Genomic DNA, 13,646 nt, shown 5'->3' with positions numbered 1-13,646 from the left:
AGATACTCACTGAAATGATTTATATTAAAAAAGCATGCAATAAAAAAACATTCTTATAATCGCAACCAACATTTACACATCCATTTATGTAATTAGGTATAAAAAAACCCTTAAACAGAATTTAAGGGTTTATATAATGTAATTCAATTATTACCGTGTTTGCAATTTTAAAACCGTTTTATGCTTTTGCATTAAAACAAAAGTTATAATCATCCCTATAATTGCCATACCAACACCTATAAGATTTGGCGATGCATAACTATAACCGGCTGCCAAAGGCAATCCGCCTAAAAAGGCTCCTAAAGCATTTCCAATATTAAAACTTCCCTGAAGCGCTGCCGAAGCAATCATCTCGGCATCTTTGGCGGTTTTAATCATTAACATTTGAATTGGCGCTATAACCGAAAAAGAAATTGCTCCCGTTAAAAAAGTAAAAAACAAGGATACATATTGATTAAAAGAGAAAAGATAAACCATAATCAAATCGATAACCATCACAAAAAGTAAAGCAAGTACAGTTGGCGCAGGCGAATATTTATCAGCCAGTTTACCTCCGACAAAATTTCCAACGACCATTCCTAAACCTGCTAAAATCAATATATAGGAAACATCCTCTGGAGAGAACCCGGAAACATTAATTAATAAAGGAGCAATGTAACTGATCCAGGCAAACAGTCCCCCAAAACCAATTGCCGTTATTCCAATAATTAACCATGCCTCAGTTTTTTTGAAAAACAACAGTTGTGTCTTCATATTTACATCACCACTTTTTTCTAAATTAGGCATCCATAAGGAGATAAATAGAAAAGTCAGTAACCCAACAATTGCTATTAGTATAAAGGTATACCTCCATATAAAATGATGACCTATATAGGTACCAATTGGCACACCTATAAGATTCGCCAACGTTAAACCCGAAAACATTATTGAAATCGCCTGAGCTTCTTTTCCTTTATCTGCCAATCGGCTTGCGACTACCGCCCCAACTCCAAAAAAAGCACCATGTGGTAATCCTGAAAGAAATCTGGAAACGAATAAAAAGTTATAATTGGGAGCTATGATCGAAAGCGCATTAAAAAGGGTTAACATCAAGGCTAAAATTAAAAGCATTTTTTTAGGAGGAAAATTTCTTCCGAGGATAACCAATAATGGGGCACCAATAACAACTCCCAAAGCATAAGCCGAAATTAAATATCCGGCAACTGGAATAGAAACTTCCATATCTGAAGCAATATCGGGCAGTAGGCCCATCATTACAAATTCGGTTATACCAATTGTTAACCCTCCTAATGAGAGTGCAATAAGACTTTTTTTCATTTTTTCTATAAGAAAAGAATAGGTTTTCTATGATGCAAATTTACGCCAGAAGCACAAGAAATAAGTTGTATATTTACAACATAAACTTGTAAATTTGAGTTATGCCAAAATTAAATCAATTTAAAACGCTGATGATTGATGAGTTTGAGGATGAAAAATTTCATCTTCCGCCACATACACATACCTATTATGAAATCATTTACATCAAAAAAGGAAGCGGCATTCATCATCTAAACAACAATTTATTACCTTATAAATCCGGTGATTTATTTGTAATTTCTCCAGATGATGAGCACTATTTTGATATAAAGAAAAGTACTCGTTTTTTTTATATCAAATTCACGGATAATTATTTTAATTCTAAACAAAATTTAACCTGCGATGAATTTTTAGTTCATACTCCGGAAAGTTTCATGCGTGACAAAACCTTAAAAGAAACCGTTTTAAAATTAGATGATCCGTGTAAAACGATTTTAAAAAATACTATTGACAACATATCTGCATACAATTGTAAAACGGATGTTTCAAATTCACCAATCGTATTTTATCAGATTCTTTCGATTTTTGGGTTAATCAAAGAAACTTTGCGAGGAATGAACCTTATTGTTAAAGGAAATTCGATTGATAATGAACAAATAACGTCTTATATCCATCAGAATATTTATCAGCCTAAACTGGTTCAGATCAAAGTAATCGCAGATCATTTTAATATTGCCCAGACTTATTTCAGTGCTTATTTTAAAAGAACTTTTGCGATCAGTTACCGTGATTATATTCATAATTTAAGAACGACGTTAATTGAAAAACGTTTTCACAATAATCAATTGCCCATAAAGCAAATTGCGCACGAATTTGGTTTTACTGACGAAAGTCATTTATCAAATTACTTTAAGAAGCGAAAAAACATGAAACCGACAGATTATAAAAAACTGTAGTCTTATCAAAACGAAAACATGAAATTATATATCAAAAATATGGTTTGCGGCAGATGCAAAATGGTTGTGAAATCTGAGTTAGAAAAGCTTGGACTGCAACCCATTTCAGTTGAATTGGGTGAAGTTGAACTTCAGAATACCATTAGCGAAGATCAAAAAAAAGAACTTTTAAATCATCTTCATACTTTAGGTTTTGATTTAATTGATGATAAAAAAAGTAAATCAATCGAGAAAATCAAAACGCTTATTATTGACTTGGTTCACCATAAAAACAATGAACTCAAAACCAATTTATCTGATTATTTAGCAGAAAATCTTAATCAAGATTATAATTCATTGAGCAATCTTTTCTCTGAAGTTGAAAACACCACAATTGAAAAATATTTTATCAGTCAAAAAATAGAAAAGGTAAAAGAGTTAATTATTTACAATGAACTTTCATTGAGTGAAATTGCCGATATCTTAAATTACAGTAATGTAGCACATTTAAGCAATCAGTTTAAGAAAGTAACCGGTTTTACCCCCACTTATTTTAAGCAATTGAAAAACAAGAAACGTATTCAGATTGAGAATTTGTAAATCTTGCAAATCATTCCCAAAATTTTGCAATCATAAGTGTATTTTAGTTCGGAAATTTGTTTTGTAATACTAAATTAAATATCATGACACACACGTATAAAATCACCGGAATGACTTGCACAAGTTGTGAGGAAAAAGTCAAAAAAGCACTTGAGCAAGTACAAAATATAACCAATGTTGCTGTTTCTAAAAATGATAATTCAGCAACTGTAACGATGACAAAACATGTTCCGTTAGCAGATTTACAGCATTCATTAGAAAGTAAATATCAAATTTCAGAAATTCATCATGAAGTTACTGAAGAAACAAGATCCTGGTTTGAAACTTACAAACCCATTTTATTGATTTTCTTTTACATTAGTTTAGTTACGATTCTGACTCAGTTAACGAATCATCATTTTGATTTGATGCAGGCCATGCAGCATTTTATGGCTGGATTCTTTATCGTTTTTTCATTTTTTAAATTACTCAACTTAAAAGGCTTTGCAGAAAGTTATGCCATGTATGATGTTTTGGCAAAGAAAATTCCGGTCTGGGGATATGTTTACGCTTTTGTAGAACTTGGATTAGGAATTTCTTACCTACTGAATTTCAATCATATATTTACAAATTCAGTTACTTTTATTGTAATGAGCATTAGTATTATTGGTGTCTTGCAATCGGTTTTAAACAAAAAGAAGATTCAATGTGCCTGTTTGGGAGCCGTTTTCAATTTACCCATGAGCACTGTAACGATTATAGAAGATGGTTTGATGATTGTAATGAGTTTGGTGATGCTAATAACAATACTATAATTTAACTAATTCTTGAGAATCACCAAAACTTAATCTTATTATATTTGACAAAATAGAATCATTAAATCAGTAACAAAACAACAATTAAACCCTAAAAAATGAAAAAACTATTTACCGTATTAGCAATCGCATTGTTTACAATTAGCCTTCAGGCACAGGAAACAAAACCAGCTGCCAAAAAAGAAAAAGCTAAAAAAGAATCTTGTTGCACTAAAAAATCTGCAACAGAAAAAAAATCGTGTTGTGCTAAGAAATAATTAAATACTATGTTATATAAAAAAAGACCTCAATGAGGTCTTTTTTATTATTGGGATTATGAAAAACTATTTCAATCGAACACTCCATTCAAAATCCATTTCAGAAACCTGAACACCTTCTTCATTTGTTCCAATAGATTTCATCCAGAAAGTCTGACCCTCCCCTGTTGCAATTGTTTGTTTAATAGCTTCGGCAATTAAATGTCCGTCGTTGCAGACAAATGTAATTCTGCCTGTTGCTTTTTTAGTGAAGTTTCCTTTATTATTGGCAACCAGCATAGAAATTTTCTTTCCACTTTCCTGAATTTGTGAAATTACCAAAGCCCCGGTTGTTAATTCGGCAGCCATCGCCTGAACAGCAAAGTACATTGAGTTAAACGGGTTTTGATTAATCCATCTGTGTTTTACAGTCACAGTACAGCTATTCTCGTCAATAGCTTTAACACGTACACCACAAATAAATGCTGACGGTAATTTGAATAATACAAATTTATTGAGTTTTGAAACTGTAACTGCCATGATATTTTATTTTTTTATGTAAAAATACAAAAAAACTATGCACGCACAATAAATTGTACTGATTTTGATAAAACCCTCATATTTACTAATATAAAAGCCATTTTACATACCTATAAGTACAAATCAAAACTTACACTTGTTAAATTTTTGTTAACATTTGGTACTATGTAAAACAAGATACTGTTTTTTAGATATATATTTGCATAAGAAATTACTATATACTTTTAATCATGGAAACATCAACACCACTCATCATGGAAAATACATCAGACAAGAACACTGCAACGTTCACACATTTAAGTACTTTGACCCAATACTTTATTCCATTTGGAAATTATATTTTTCCAATATTAATCTGGACGAGTTACAAAGACAAATCAGAATTTGTTGATCACCACGGAAAACAGACATTGAATTTTCAATTGAGTTTATTGCTTTATACCTTAATTTTAGCCTTGATTGCAATTCCAATTTTCATTACTGTTTTTCTTCAAAATCTTCCGATGGAGGCAGTTTTTAACGATGAAGATTTTGTTATCAGAAACTTTGATTTTCAGGGAAATAGTGGGCTTTTGAGTATTGGAGCAACGGCGGTAGTGCTTTTTGGGGTTTTAAAATTTGTTGAATTCTTTCTAATCATTTATGCTTCGATAAAAACTTCAAACGGAGAATTGTACAAATATCCGCTAACGATTCCTTTTATTAAGTAATCGCGAACGATAAAAGTTTATAGATTTCCGGAAGCCATAGCCCTGACAGAAGCGGCATCCTTTTTCTGGCTTCTTTAACCAGGAAAAGATACAGCGGATGGCAGGAAACAGCTCCTGAAAAAATCAATCATCAATCAATCATCATCAATCAAAAAACGAATTGTTCAATCTAAAAAAAACAAAATGAAATTATGAACATTGAAAACACAAAAGCACAGATGCGCAAAGGTGTTCTTGAGTTTTGCATCTTATCTGTATTAAAAGAAAAAGATGCCTATACCTCTGAAATATTAGACACTTTAAAAAACGCAAAATTATTAGTTGTTGAGGGAACAGTTTATCCGCTCTTAACCAGACTGAAAAATGACGGTTTACTTAATTATCGCTGGGAAGAATCGACCTCAGGTCCGCCACGAAAATATTATGGATTAACCGAAATAGGGCAAACATTTTTAAACGAATTAAACGGTACCTGGACAGAATTATCAGATGCTGTAAAACTAATCACCAATCAAAATCAATAATCATGAACAAAACAGTAAATATTAACTTAGGCGGGATGTTTTTTCACATCGATGAAGATGCATACTTAAAATTAACACGCTATTTTGACGCAATAAAACGATCGTTAAATAACTCATCCGGACAAGATGAAATTATTAAAGATATTGAAATGCGTGTTTCTGAACTTTTAACAGAAAAACAAAAAAGCGAGAAACATGTTGTGGGACTGAAAGATGTTGACGAGGTGATTGCAGTAATGGGACAGCCAGAAGACTACATTATTGAAGACGAAGAAAAATCAAATCAATCGTTTAACAATAGTACTATAAGAAGCAAAAAATTATACCGCGATAAAGAAAAAGGTATGATTGGTGGTGTTGCTACTGGTTTAGGACATTATTTTGGAATTGAAGCTGTCTGGATTAAAATTGTGTTCTTAATATTTGTTTTTGCAGGTTTTGGAACCGGAATCTTAGCATATTTTGTTCTTTGGGTTGTTACTCCGGAAGCGGTTACAACCTCAGAGAAACTCGAAATGACCGGTGAGCCGGTTACCATTTCGAACATCGAAAAAAAAGTTCGTGAAGAAATTGATTCTTTATCAGATAAATTTAAAAATGCTGATTATGATAAAATGGGAAACCAGGTAAAGTCGGGAGCTGAGAGAATAAGTAGTTCATTTGGAGACTTTATCATGACCCTTTTTAAAATCTTCGCTAAATTTTTAGGTGTTATCCTGATTATGGCCGGTATTTCAACTTTGATTATGTTATTAATTGGAGTGTTTACTTTAGGAACAAATGTCTTTGTTGATTTTCCATGGCAGAATTTTGTTGAAGCCGGAAACTTTACAGAATATCCTATCTGGTCGTTTGGTTTATTAATGTTTCTTGCTGTTGGAATTCCGTTTTTCTTTTTGACGCTTTTAGGTTTTAAATTATTAGCGCCAAATACAAAAACAATTGGGAATATTGCCAAATATACTTTATTAGCGATTTGGATTATTGCAATTACAATTGCTATCAGCATTGGGATCAAACAAGCCACTGAAATATCCTATGACAATAAAGCAGTAGAGAAAAAAGCAATCAATATTACTCCGAAAGACACTCTTTATGTAAAATTCAGATATAATGATTATTACGCAAAGGACTTAGATCATCATCATAGAGACTTTGAATTTGTACAGGATTCTGCCAACAATGAGTTGATTTATTCAAATGATGTTCGTTTACATGTCCTTCATACAGACGAAGCTGCTCCTTATTTGCAAATTGAAAAAAGTGCCAGAGGCAACTCGTTTACGAATGCTAAAAAAAGAGCAGAAAAAATCAATTATAATATTGAGGTTAAAGGAAATTATTTAATTTTGGATAATTATTTTCTTACAGATGTTAAAAATAAATTCAGAGGCCAGGAAGTTGATGTGTATTTGTACTTACCACAAGGACAATTATTTAAGCCGGATGCTTCGATACAGGATTATGACGACTCAGAAGATGACTTTTTTAACTTACACTTTAGCGGCAACTATAACTATAAAGTAGAAGGTTCTAAAATAAAATGTCTGAACTGTCCTGCTGATGAAGATGAACACGATGATGTAGAACAAGACACTATTGTAAATGATACTGTAAAAGAAGTTTCGATTAAAATTAACGGGGAAGAAATTTTAAATGCAAAAAAAGGGAAAGGAAAGCTAACCACTGATAAAAACGGAGTTATAATCAAAATTAACTAAAAACCATGATAAAAATAATCATTCATATTACGAAATTCATTATTGCAACTATTACTGCATTATTGTTTGCTTCATGTAACTTTAACATGAACTCAATTGAAGGCAGCGGAAACGTTACTACCGAAAAAAGAATTGTTCAGGGTGATTTTAAAAATGTATCTGTTAGCAACGCTATTGATTTAGTCATTGAACAATCTGATTCTACAGAAATTATTGTTGAAGCAGACGATAATATACAAAAAGAGATCACCACTAAAGTTATAAACGGAACTTTGGTAATTTCATGTAAATTCAGTTCGTTTAACAATGTTACTAAAAAAGTTACTGTAAAAATGCCTGTTATTGACAAACTCGAAGCGTCGAGTGCTTCATCCGTACACAGCAAAAATGTAATTGAAGGACAAAATATAAATCTGGAAGCATCAAGCGCTTCTACAATAGATGTTAATATAGAATCTGATCATATATCATGTGATTCTGGAAGCGGAAGCACTATAAATATTCAAGGCAAAGCTTTAAAAATAAAAACATCAGCTACAAGCGGTTCCAGTATTAATGCAGAACAATTATTAGCAAATGAAGTTGAAGCAGAAGCCTCAAGCGGAGCAAGTATAAATGTACATCCTATTGTAAAATTGAAAGCAGATGCATCAAGCGGATCAAGCATTAATTATGACTCATCTCCTAAAAATATTGAGAAAACCGAAAATTCAGGAGGAAGTGTCAGCCAGGGATAACATTATTTTAAGTGTTAAATATAAAAGAAATCATTCATCAAAAGTGGATGATTTTTTTATATTTGTGAAAATCAAAATCTGGAATAATGAAAAAAAATAAAATCCTATTCTTCTTATTATTAGTTACAACATTAACTTTTGCTCAAAAGAGAGAAAAAATAAAAGGTTCTAAAATCGTTACAACATCCATAAAAGAAGTTGGTGATTTTGATGCCCTGGAAGTAGATGATAATATTGAAGTCTATTTGGAAAGAGGCGAAAAAAACGAAATAAAAATCGAGGCTGATGATAATTTACACGACATTATCGGGATGGATTTAAGAGAAAAAACGCTCCGCTTGTATACTTCAAAAGAGTCTTCAATTTTCAAAAAACTAAGCGTTCGTGTTACTTATACAAAGTCGTTCACAAAGGTTATTTCCAAAAATGATGCTGTAATTTATGCTATTCAGGAGCTTCAATTGGATGATATCACATTTAATAGTTTTGATTATTCTAAATTGCTTTTGAATGTTAATGCTAAGAAATTCAGTTTAATTGCAGATGATAAATCAAAATCGGAAATAAATTTAAAATCGGATGACGCAACTTTGCAATTAAGTAAAAGTTCTTCTATAAAATCTCTGGTATCAGCAATTAAATTCAAATGTGATTTATACCAAAAAGCAAACGCTGCCATTGAAGGTGCTGCTGAAAAAGGAAGCATTCGTATAGATAACAATTCTACTTTCACCGGAACAAAGTTTAACATAAAAGAAGCAAATTTTACGGCTGAAAACAATGCTTCAGGAACAGTGTTTGCAGAAATATCCATTTCATTGGCAATTGGTGACAAAGCTGAAGTTTCACTTTTAGGAAAACCAAAAATTGAGCTTACTCGTTTTAGTGAAGAAGCTAAACTATTTAAGAAGATCAAATAGTAGTTTCAGGTTTCCACAAATAAAAAATTCCATTCGTGATGCGAATGGAATTTTTTATTTGTGGAATTCTAGATAACGCTCCAACAACTTGAAACTTTAAACAAAGAAAACCTGAAACAAATTTCTTTATTCTTTTGCAGCTAAATAGCGTTCTGCATCAAGTGCTGCCATACACCCAGTCCCCGCAGCAGTAATCGCCTGACGATATACATGATCAGCAGCATCTCCGGCTACAAAAACACCTCCCACATTTGTTTTAGATGTTCCCGGAACATTAATGATATATCCTGTTTCATCAAGTGTGATATAATCTTTAAAAATATCAGTATTTGGTTTGTGACCAATAGCTACGAAAAATCCTGTTGCAGGAATTTCAATAACTTCTGCTGTAGTTTTGTTTAAAGCTTTAATGGCATGCACTACATTTCCATCACCAAGAACTTCAACAGTATCGTGATTCAATAAAATCTCTATGTTTTCAGTTTTACGAACACGTTCTTCCATGATTTTCGAAGCTCTGAATTTTTCACTTCTTACCAACATGCTTACTTTTTTACAAAGTTTTGATAAGTAATGCGCCTCTTCACAGGCTGAATCCCCTGCTCCTACAATCACTACTTCCTGATTACGGTAGAAAAATCCGTCGCAAACCGCACAGGCAGAAACTCCACCACCCATTTGCAGATAATGCTGTTCTGACGGCAATCCTAAATATTTAGCTGAAGCTCCCGTAGAAATAATAACCGTTTCACAGTGCAATTCTATTTTATCGTTAATCCAAACTTTATGAATATCTCCTGAAAAATCAACTTTTGTAGCCCACCCGTCACGGATATCCGCTCCAAAACGTTTTGATTGTTCCTGTAATTGAATCATCATTTCAGGTCCTGTAACTCCATCAACATAACCCGGAAAATTTTCAACTTCATTTGTAGTTGTCAACTGACCACCAGGCTGCATTCCCTGATATAAAACCGGATTCATATTTGCTCTGGCAGCATAAATAGCAGCAGTATAACCTGCAGGTCCAGAACCTATAATAAGGCATTTAATTTTTTCGATTGTATCTGACATAATATATGGTTGTGTTAATATTAATGGTGCAAAAGTAATTCATTATTGTTGGAAAAAGGAACTCTGCTAATCAGTTTTTGCTATTCGAAAATAGAGAATAATAAACTAATTAAAATAAAAAATCCTTTCTGCAAAATACAGAAAGGATTTTTGTCGGGGTGGCAGGATTCGAACCTGCGGCCTCCTGCTCCCAAAGCAGGCGCGATAACCGGGCTACGCTACACCCCGTAAGCGGGTGCAAATATATAACTATTTTTTGCTTATCCAAAACAATTTAAGAAATAAGAAAAATTTAATCCAAAAAAAGAATAACTGCATTATGGAAGATTGCTGAGAAAATTTAAAATCCGAACGTTTTTTTACAAAATGAACAATTAAAATGAAAGAAACTACGTTAGTTAATTTAGTTTAAATTCTATAAAACACCCACCAAACAAAGGCTACGGAACGTTTAGCAAATGTTAACAAAATAGATTTTCAAAAACCATAAATAATTGTATTTTTACGGTTCAAAATTCAGAAAATAAATGGGCAAAATCATTGCTATTGCTAATCAAAAAGGAGGCGTTGGAAAGACTACTACATCAGTAAATCTTGCTGCCTCATTAGGTGTTTTAGAGAAAAAAGTATTATTAATCGACGCTGATCCTCAGGCCAATGCAACATCTGGCCTTGGAATTGACGTAGAATCTGTAGAATTAGGAACTTATCAAATTCTTGAGCATACTGCAACACCAAAGGAAGCCATTTTAAAATGTACAGCTCCAAACGTTGACGTGATACCGGCTCATATTGACCTTGTGGCCATCGAAATTGAACTGGTTGACAAAGAAAACCGTGAGTACATGCTAAAAAAAGCATTAGAAGAGGCTAAAGAAGAATATGATTTTATCATTATCGACTGCGCACCATCTCTTGGCTTGTTAACTTTAAATGCTTTGACAGCTGCAGATTCTGTAGTTATTCCGATTCAGTGCGAATATTTTGCTCTTGAAGGATTAGGAAAATTATTGAACACTATAAAAAGTATTCAAAAAATCCACAATCCTGATTTAGATATTGAAGGGCTATTGCTAACCATGTACGATTCAAGATTACGCTTATCAAATCAGGTTGTTGAAGAAGTTCAAAAACACTTTAACGATATGGTTTTTGAAACCGTTATTCAAAGAAATGTAAAATTAAGTGAAGCGCCAAGTTTTGGAGAAAGCATCATAAATTATGACGCAACAAGCAAAGGAGCGGTGAATTACATTAATTTAGCCCAGGAAATTATAAAGAAAAACAGCAAATAGTTTTTATGACAAAAGCAATTAAAAAACAAGCCTTAGGAAGAGGATTATCAGCATTATTAAAGGATCCGGAAAACGATATTACATCAGTAGACGATAAAAATGCTGACAAGGTTGTTGGAAACATCATTGAGCTTGAAATTAGTGCTATAGAAATAAATCCGTTTCAGCCAAGAAGTAATTTCAATGAGGAATCATTACGCGAATTAGCCACTTCTATAAAAGAACTTGGCGTTATTCAACCTATTACTGTTCGAAAATTAGACTTCAATAAATACCAGTTAATTTCCGGAGAGCGTCGTTTACGTGCTTCGACTTTAGTTGGCTTAACGCATGTTCCTGCTTACATTCGTATTGCTAATGATAACGAATCATTAGTAATGGCTTTGGTTGAAAACATTCAGCGTCATGACTTAGACCCTATCGAGATAGCTCTTTCTTACCAGCGTCTGATTGATGAAATCCAGCTAACTCAGGAGCAAATGAGCGAGCGTGTTGGAAAAAAACGTTCTACTATTGCCAATTATTTACGTCTTTTAAAATTAGATCCGATTATTCAAACCGGTATTCGTGATGGTTTTATTAGTATGGGTCACGGAAGGGCAATCATCAATATCGAAGATTTAGACATCCAGACTGATATTTATCAGAAAATAGTAAGTCAAAATTTATCTGTTCGCGAAACAGAAACTTTGGTAAAAAACTATCATGAAAGCTTAAAGCCAAAGGCGGAAGGAAAAGCAAAAGCAGATTCTTCATTTGTTGTCAGAGAAACACAAAAAAATAGTTTCAATGATTATTTTGGTGCGAAAGTTGATGTAAAGGTGGCTGGTAACGGAAAAGGAAAAATTACTATTCCATTTAATTCAGAAGCCGACTTTAACAGAATTATAAAATTAATAAACGGATAGTGAATAAAATTGTCCCCATAACTCTATTGTTCTTTCTCTTAGGAACCGTCTCTCTTTTTGCCCAGGCAAAGGAAGAAACGGTTTTAGTCGCTAAAGACACTACTAAGTTGCAGGAAATAGATCCGCTCACACCGGCAAAAGCAGCCTTTTATTCGGCCATTTTACCCGGTTTAGGACAAGCATACAACAAAAAATACTGGAAAATCCCTTTGGTTTATGGTGCAATTGGTACCAGTTTGTATTTTTATCTTGACAGCAACAAAAAATATCATCAGTATCGTGACGAGTACAAACGAAGACTCGAAGGCTACAGCCCGGAAAGTGGGGATTTCGATTATCTGAGCGACGACAGACTTATTGCCGGTCAAAAATTCTATCAGCGTAATCGTGATTTATCCGCGTTATTTGTTGTTGGATTTTATGTCTTAAATATCATTGATGCGAATGTTGATGCTGCTCTAATTCAGTTTAACGTTAATGAAAGATTATCTCTTCGTCCGGAAATTTACCCTTCAGATGTAACTTTTAAACCAAATGTTGGACTAACTTTTAATTACAACTTTTAAATAGCTTTACTCTTCTATTTAAATTAAAAAATATACAAGAAAATGAAAATTGCACTTTTAGGATACGGAAAAATGGGTCAGGTAATCGAAAGAATTGCTCTTGAAAGAGGCCATGAAATTGTCTTAAAAAAAGATGAATTCAACACCTATGATGGACTTTCAACAGCTGATGTCGCTATTGATTTCAGCGTTCCCACTGCTGCCGTATCAAATATTTCCAGTTGCTTTCATGCAAATGTCCCTGTAGTTTCAGGAACGACAGGCTGGTTAGAACATTATGACGAAATGGAAGCGCTTTGCAATGAAAAACAGGGAGGCTTTATCTCAAGTTCAAACTTCAGCTTAGGCGTAAATATCTTCTTTGAACTAAATGAATATTTAGCCAAAATCATGGCTCAGTTTGATTCTTATAAAGTATCAATGGAAGAAATTCATCATACTCAAAAATTAGATGCCCCAAGCGGAACAGCAATTTCTTTAGCAAAAGGAGTTATTGAAAATAGCGCCTACTCGAAATGGACAATGGAAGATCCAAAACCGAAAGAAATTTATATCGAAGCCAAAAGAATTGGGGATGTGCCCGGAACCCACACTGTAACCTACGATTCTACAGTTGACAGCATCGAATTGAAGCATACAGCACATAATCGTGAGGGTTTTGCTTTAGGAGCTGTTATTGCCGCTGAATGGTTAGCCGGCAAAAAAGGAATCTATACTATGAAAGACGTTTTGAATCTGGAATCCAAATAATTCAAAAAATAATATTCTGAAATTTCAGAACTAAAATATA

General features: G+C 33.1%; 16 protein-coding genes and 1 tRNA gene. 13 read left to right on the top strand and 4 right to left on the bottom strand.

Annotated elements, in window-relative coordinates:
• Nucleotides 1-150: 150 nt before the first annotated feature.
• Nucleotides 151-1,317 carry an MFS transporter gene (locus DMB68_RS17285; RefSeq protein WP_110347885.1) on the bottom strand — a complete coding sequence of 389 codons (1,167 nt, stop codon included), beginning with the start codon at nucleotides 1,315-1,317 and terminating at the stop codon, nucleotides 151-153.
• Nucleotides 1,318-1,418: 101 nt separating this feature from the next.
• Between DMB68_RS17285 and DMB68_RS17280 the strand changes: the two genes are divergently transcribed.
• The 4 genes from DMB68_RS17280 (at nucleotide 1,419) to DMB68_RS23405 (ending at nucleotide 3,882) form a co-directional block, all read left to right on the top strand.
• Complete coding sequence (locus DMB68_RS17280) at nucleotides 1,419-2,252, top strand: AraC family transcriptional regulator (RefSeq protein ID WP_110347884.1); 834 nt, start codon at nucleotides 1,419-1,421, stop codon at nucleotides 2,250-2,252.
• Nucleotides 2,253-2,270: 18 nt separating this feature from the next.
• Entirely contained in the window at nucleotides 2,271-2,831 is a 561-nt protein-coding gene (locus DMB68_RS17275) for a helix-turn-helix domain-containing protein (protein ID WP_110347883.1), read from the top strand.
• 83 nt (nucleotides 2,832-2,914) lie between these two features.
• Nucleotides 2,915-3,625, top strand: a complete 711-nt coding sequence (locus DMB68_RS17270) for a heavy-metal-associated domain-containing protein (protein WP_110347882.1) — start codon at nucleotides 2,915-2,917, stop codon at nucleotides 3,623-3,625.
• A 98-nt stretch (nucleotides 3,626-3,723) separates the two neighbouring features.
• Nucleotides 3,724-3,882 carry a hypothetical protein gene (locus tag DMB68_RS23405; protein ID WP_165830161.1) on the top strand — a complete coding sequence of 53 codons (159 nt, stop codon included), beginning with the start codon at nucleotides 3,724-3,726 and terminating at the stop codon, nucleotides 3,880-3,882.
• Nucleotides 3,883-3,948: 66 nt separating this feature from the next.
• Here DMB68_RS23405 and DMB68_RS17265 read toward each other — a convergent pair whose 3' ends face one another.
• Complete coding sequence (locus tag DMB68_RS17265) at nucleotides 3,949-4,401, bottom strand: DUF4442 domain-containing protein (RefSeq protein ID WP_110347881.1); 453 nt, start codon at nucleotides 4,399-4,401, stop codon at nucleotides 3,949-3,951.
• Nucleotides 4,402-4,655: 254 nt separating this feature from the next.
• On the opposite strand from DMB68_RS17265, the gene DMB68_RS17260 reads away from it, so the two are divergent.
• The 5 genes from DMB68_RS17260 to DMB68_RS17240 all read left to right on the top strand — a co-directional run bounded on the left by DMB68_RS17260 (nucleotide 4,656) and on the right by DMB68_RS17240 (nucleotide 9,013).
• Entirely contained in the window at nucleotides 4,656-5,111 is a 456-nt protein-coding gene (locus DMB68_RS17260) for a DUF4870 domain-containing protein (protein ID WP_110348050.1), read from the top strand.
• Between the two features lie 191 nt (nucleotides 5,112-5,302).
• Nucleotides 5,303-5,635, top strand: a complete 333-nt coding sequence (locus DMB68_RS17255; RefSeq protein ID WP_007804050.1) for a PadR family transcriptional regulator — start codon at nucleotides 5,303-5,305, stop codon at nucleotides 5,633-5,635.
• 2 nt (nucleotides 5,636-5,637) lie between these two features.
• A complete protein-coding gene (locus tag DMB68_RS17250) occupies nucleotides 5,638-7,356 on the top strand; it encodes a PspC domain-containing protein (RefSeq protein WP_110347880.1) in 1,719 nt (572 codons plus the stop codon).
• 5 nt (nucleotides 7,357-7,361) lie between these two features.
• Complete coding sequence (locus DMB68_RS17245) at nucleotides 7,362-8,093, top strand: head GIN domain-containing protein (protein ID WP_110347879.1); 732 nt, start codon at nucleotides 7,362-7,364, stop codon at nucleotides 8,091-8,093.
• Nucleotides 8,094-8,179: 86 nt separating this feature from the next.
• Nucleotides 8,180-9,013, top strand: a complete 834-nt coding sequence (locus DMB68_RS17240) for a GIN domain-containing protein (RefSeq protein ID WP_110347878.1) — start codon at nucleotides 8,180-8,182, stop codon at nucleotides 9,011-9,013.
• A 126-nt stretch (nucleotides 9,014-9,139) separates the two neighbouring features.
• Here the strand turns inward: DMB68_RS17240 and trxB are convergent, their stop codons facing one another.
• Entirely contained in the window at nucleotides 9,140-10,087 is a 948-nt protein-coding gene (gene trxB / locus DMB68_RS17235) for a thioredoxin-disulfide reductase (RefSeq protein WP_110347877.1), read from the bottom strand.
• A 153-nt stretch (nucleotides 10,088-10,240) separates the two neighbouring features.
• Nucleotides 10,241-10,315, bottom strand: a tRNA-Pro gene (locus DMB68_RS17230).
• A 299-nt stretch (nucleotides 10,316-10,614) separates the two neighbouring features.
• On the opposite strand from DMB68_RS17230, the gene DMB68_RS17225 reads away from it, so the two are divergent.
• Genes DMB68_RS17225 through dapB form a run of 4 tightly spaced genes read left to right on the top strand, consistent with a single transcriptional unit; the run spans nucleotide 10,615 to nucleotide 13,606 of the window.
• Complete coding sequence (locus tag DMB68_RS17225; RefSeq protein ID WP_110347876.1) at nucleotides 10,615-11,382, top strand: ParA family protein; 768 nt, start codon at nucleotides 10,615-10,617, stop codon at nucleotides 11,380-11,382.
• 5 nt (nucleotides 11,383-11,387) lie between these two features.
• The gene (locus DMB68_RS17220; protein ID WP_110347875.1) at nucleotides 11,388-12,290 is read left to right on the top strand and encodes a ParB/RepB/Spo0J family partition protein; all 903 of its coding nucleotides are present in this window, start codon (nucleotides 11,388-11,390) and stop codon (nucleotides 12,288-12,290) included.
• Entirely contained in the window at nucleotides 12,290-12,856 is a 567-nt protein-coding gene (locus DMB68_RS17215) for a DUF5683 domain-containing protein (RefSeq protein WP_110347874.1), read from the top strand. The genes DMB68_RS17220 and DMB68_RS17215 overlap by 1 nt, the downstream gene beginning before the upstream one ends.
• A gap of 42 nt (nucleotides 12,857-12,898) precedes the next feature.
• Complete coding sequence (gene dapB, locus DMB68_RS17210; RefSeq protein WP_110347873.1) at nucleotides 12,899-13,606, top strand: 4-hydroxy-tetrahydrodipicolinate reductase; 708 nt, start codon at nucleotides 12,899-12,901, stop codon at nucleotides 13,604-13,606.
• The last annotated feature ends 40 nt before the right edge of the window (nucleotides 13,607-13,646 follow it).

Origin of the sequence: Flavobacterium hydrophilum (assembly GCF_003202405.1) — a bacterium.
In the GTDB taxonomy this organism is placed as follows: Bacteria; Bacteroidota; Bacteroidia; order Flavobacteriales; family Flavobacteriaceae; genus Flavobacterium; species Flavobacterium hydrophilum.
Note: the sequence above shows the minus strand (reverse complement) of the source record. Positions and strands in the feature narration are given on the sequence as shown.

Bases quoted from the DNA above. Each gene is read 5' to 3' on its own strand.
- trxB (WP_110347877.1), bottom strand. From the start codon at position 10,087: ATGTCAGATACAATCGAAAAAATTAAATGCCTTATTATAGGTTCTGGA.
- DMB68_RS17265 (WP_110347881.1), bottom strand. From the start codon at position 4,401: ATGGCAGTTACAGTTTCAAAACTCAATAAATTTGTATTATTCAAATTA.
- DMB68_RS17225 (WP_110347876.1), top strand. From the start codon at position 10,615: ATGGGCAAAATCATTGCTATTGCTAATCAAAAAGGAGGCGTTGGAAAG.
- DMB68_RS17220 (WP_110347875.1), top strand. From the start codon at position 11,388: ATGACAAAAGCAATTAAAAAACAAGCCTTAGGAAGAGGATTATCAGCA.
- DMB68_RS17280 (WP_110347884.1), top strand. From the start codon at position 1,419: ATGCCAAAATTAAATCAATTTAAAACGCTGATGATTGATGAGTTTGAG.
- DMB68_RS17255 (WP_007804050.1), top strand. From the start codon at position 5,303: ATGAACATTGAAAACACAAAAGCACAGATGCGCAAAGGTGTTCTTGAG.
- dapB (WP_110347873.1), top strand. From the start codon at position 12,899: ATGAAAATTGCACTTTTAGGATACGGAAAAATGGGTCAGGTAATCGAA.
- DMB68_RS23405 (WP_165830161.1), top strand. From the start codon at position 3,724: ATGAAAAAACTATTTACCGTATTAGCAATCGCATTGTTTACAATTAGC.
- DMB68_RS17250 (WP_110347880.1), top strand. From the start codon at position 5,638: ATGAACAAAACAGTAAATATTAACTTAGGCGGGATGTTTTTTCACATC.
- DMB68_RS17245 (WP_110347879.1), top strand. From the start codon at position 7,362: ATGATAAAAATAATCATTCATATTACGAAATTCATTATTGCAACTATT.
- DMB68_RS17285 (WP_110347885.1), bottom strand. From the start codon at position 1,317: ATGAAAAAAAGTCTTATTGCACTCTCATTAGGAGGGTTAACAATTGGT.
- DMB68_RS17275 (WP_110347883.1), top strand. From the start codon at position 2,271: ATGAAATTATATATCAAAAATATGGTTTGCGGCAGATGCAAAATGGTT.
- DMB68_RS17260 (WP_110348050.1), top strand. From the start codon at position 4,656: ATGGAAAATACATCAGACAAGAACACTGCAACGTTCACACATTTAAGT.
- DMB68_RS17270 (WP_110347882.1), top strand. From the start codon at position 2,915: ATGACACACACGTATAAAATCACCGGAATGACTTGCACAAGTTGTGAG.
- DMB68_RS17240 (WP_110347878.1), top strand. From the start codon at position 8,180: ATGAAAAAAAATAAAATCCTATTCTTCTTATTATTAGTTACAACATTA.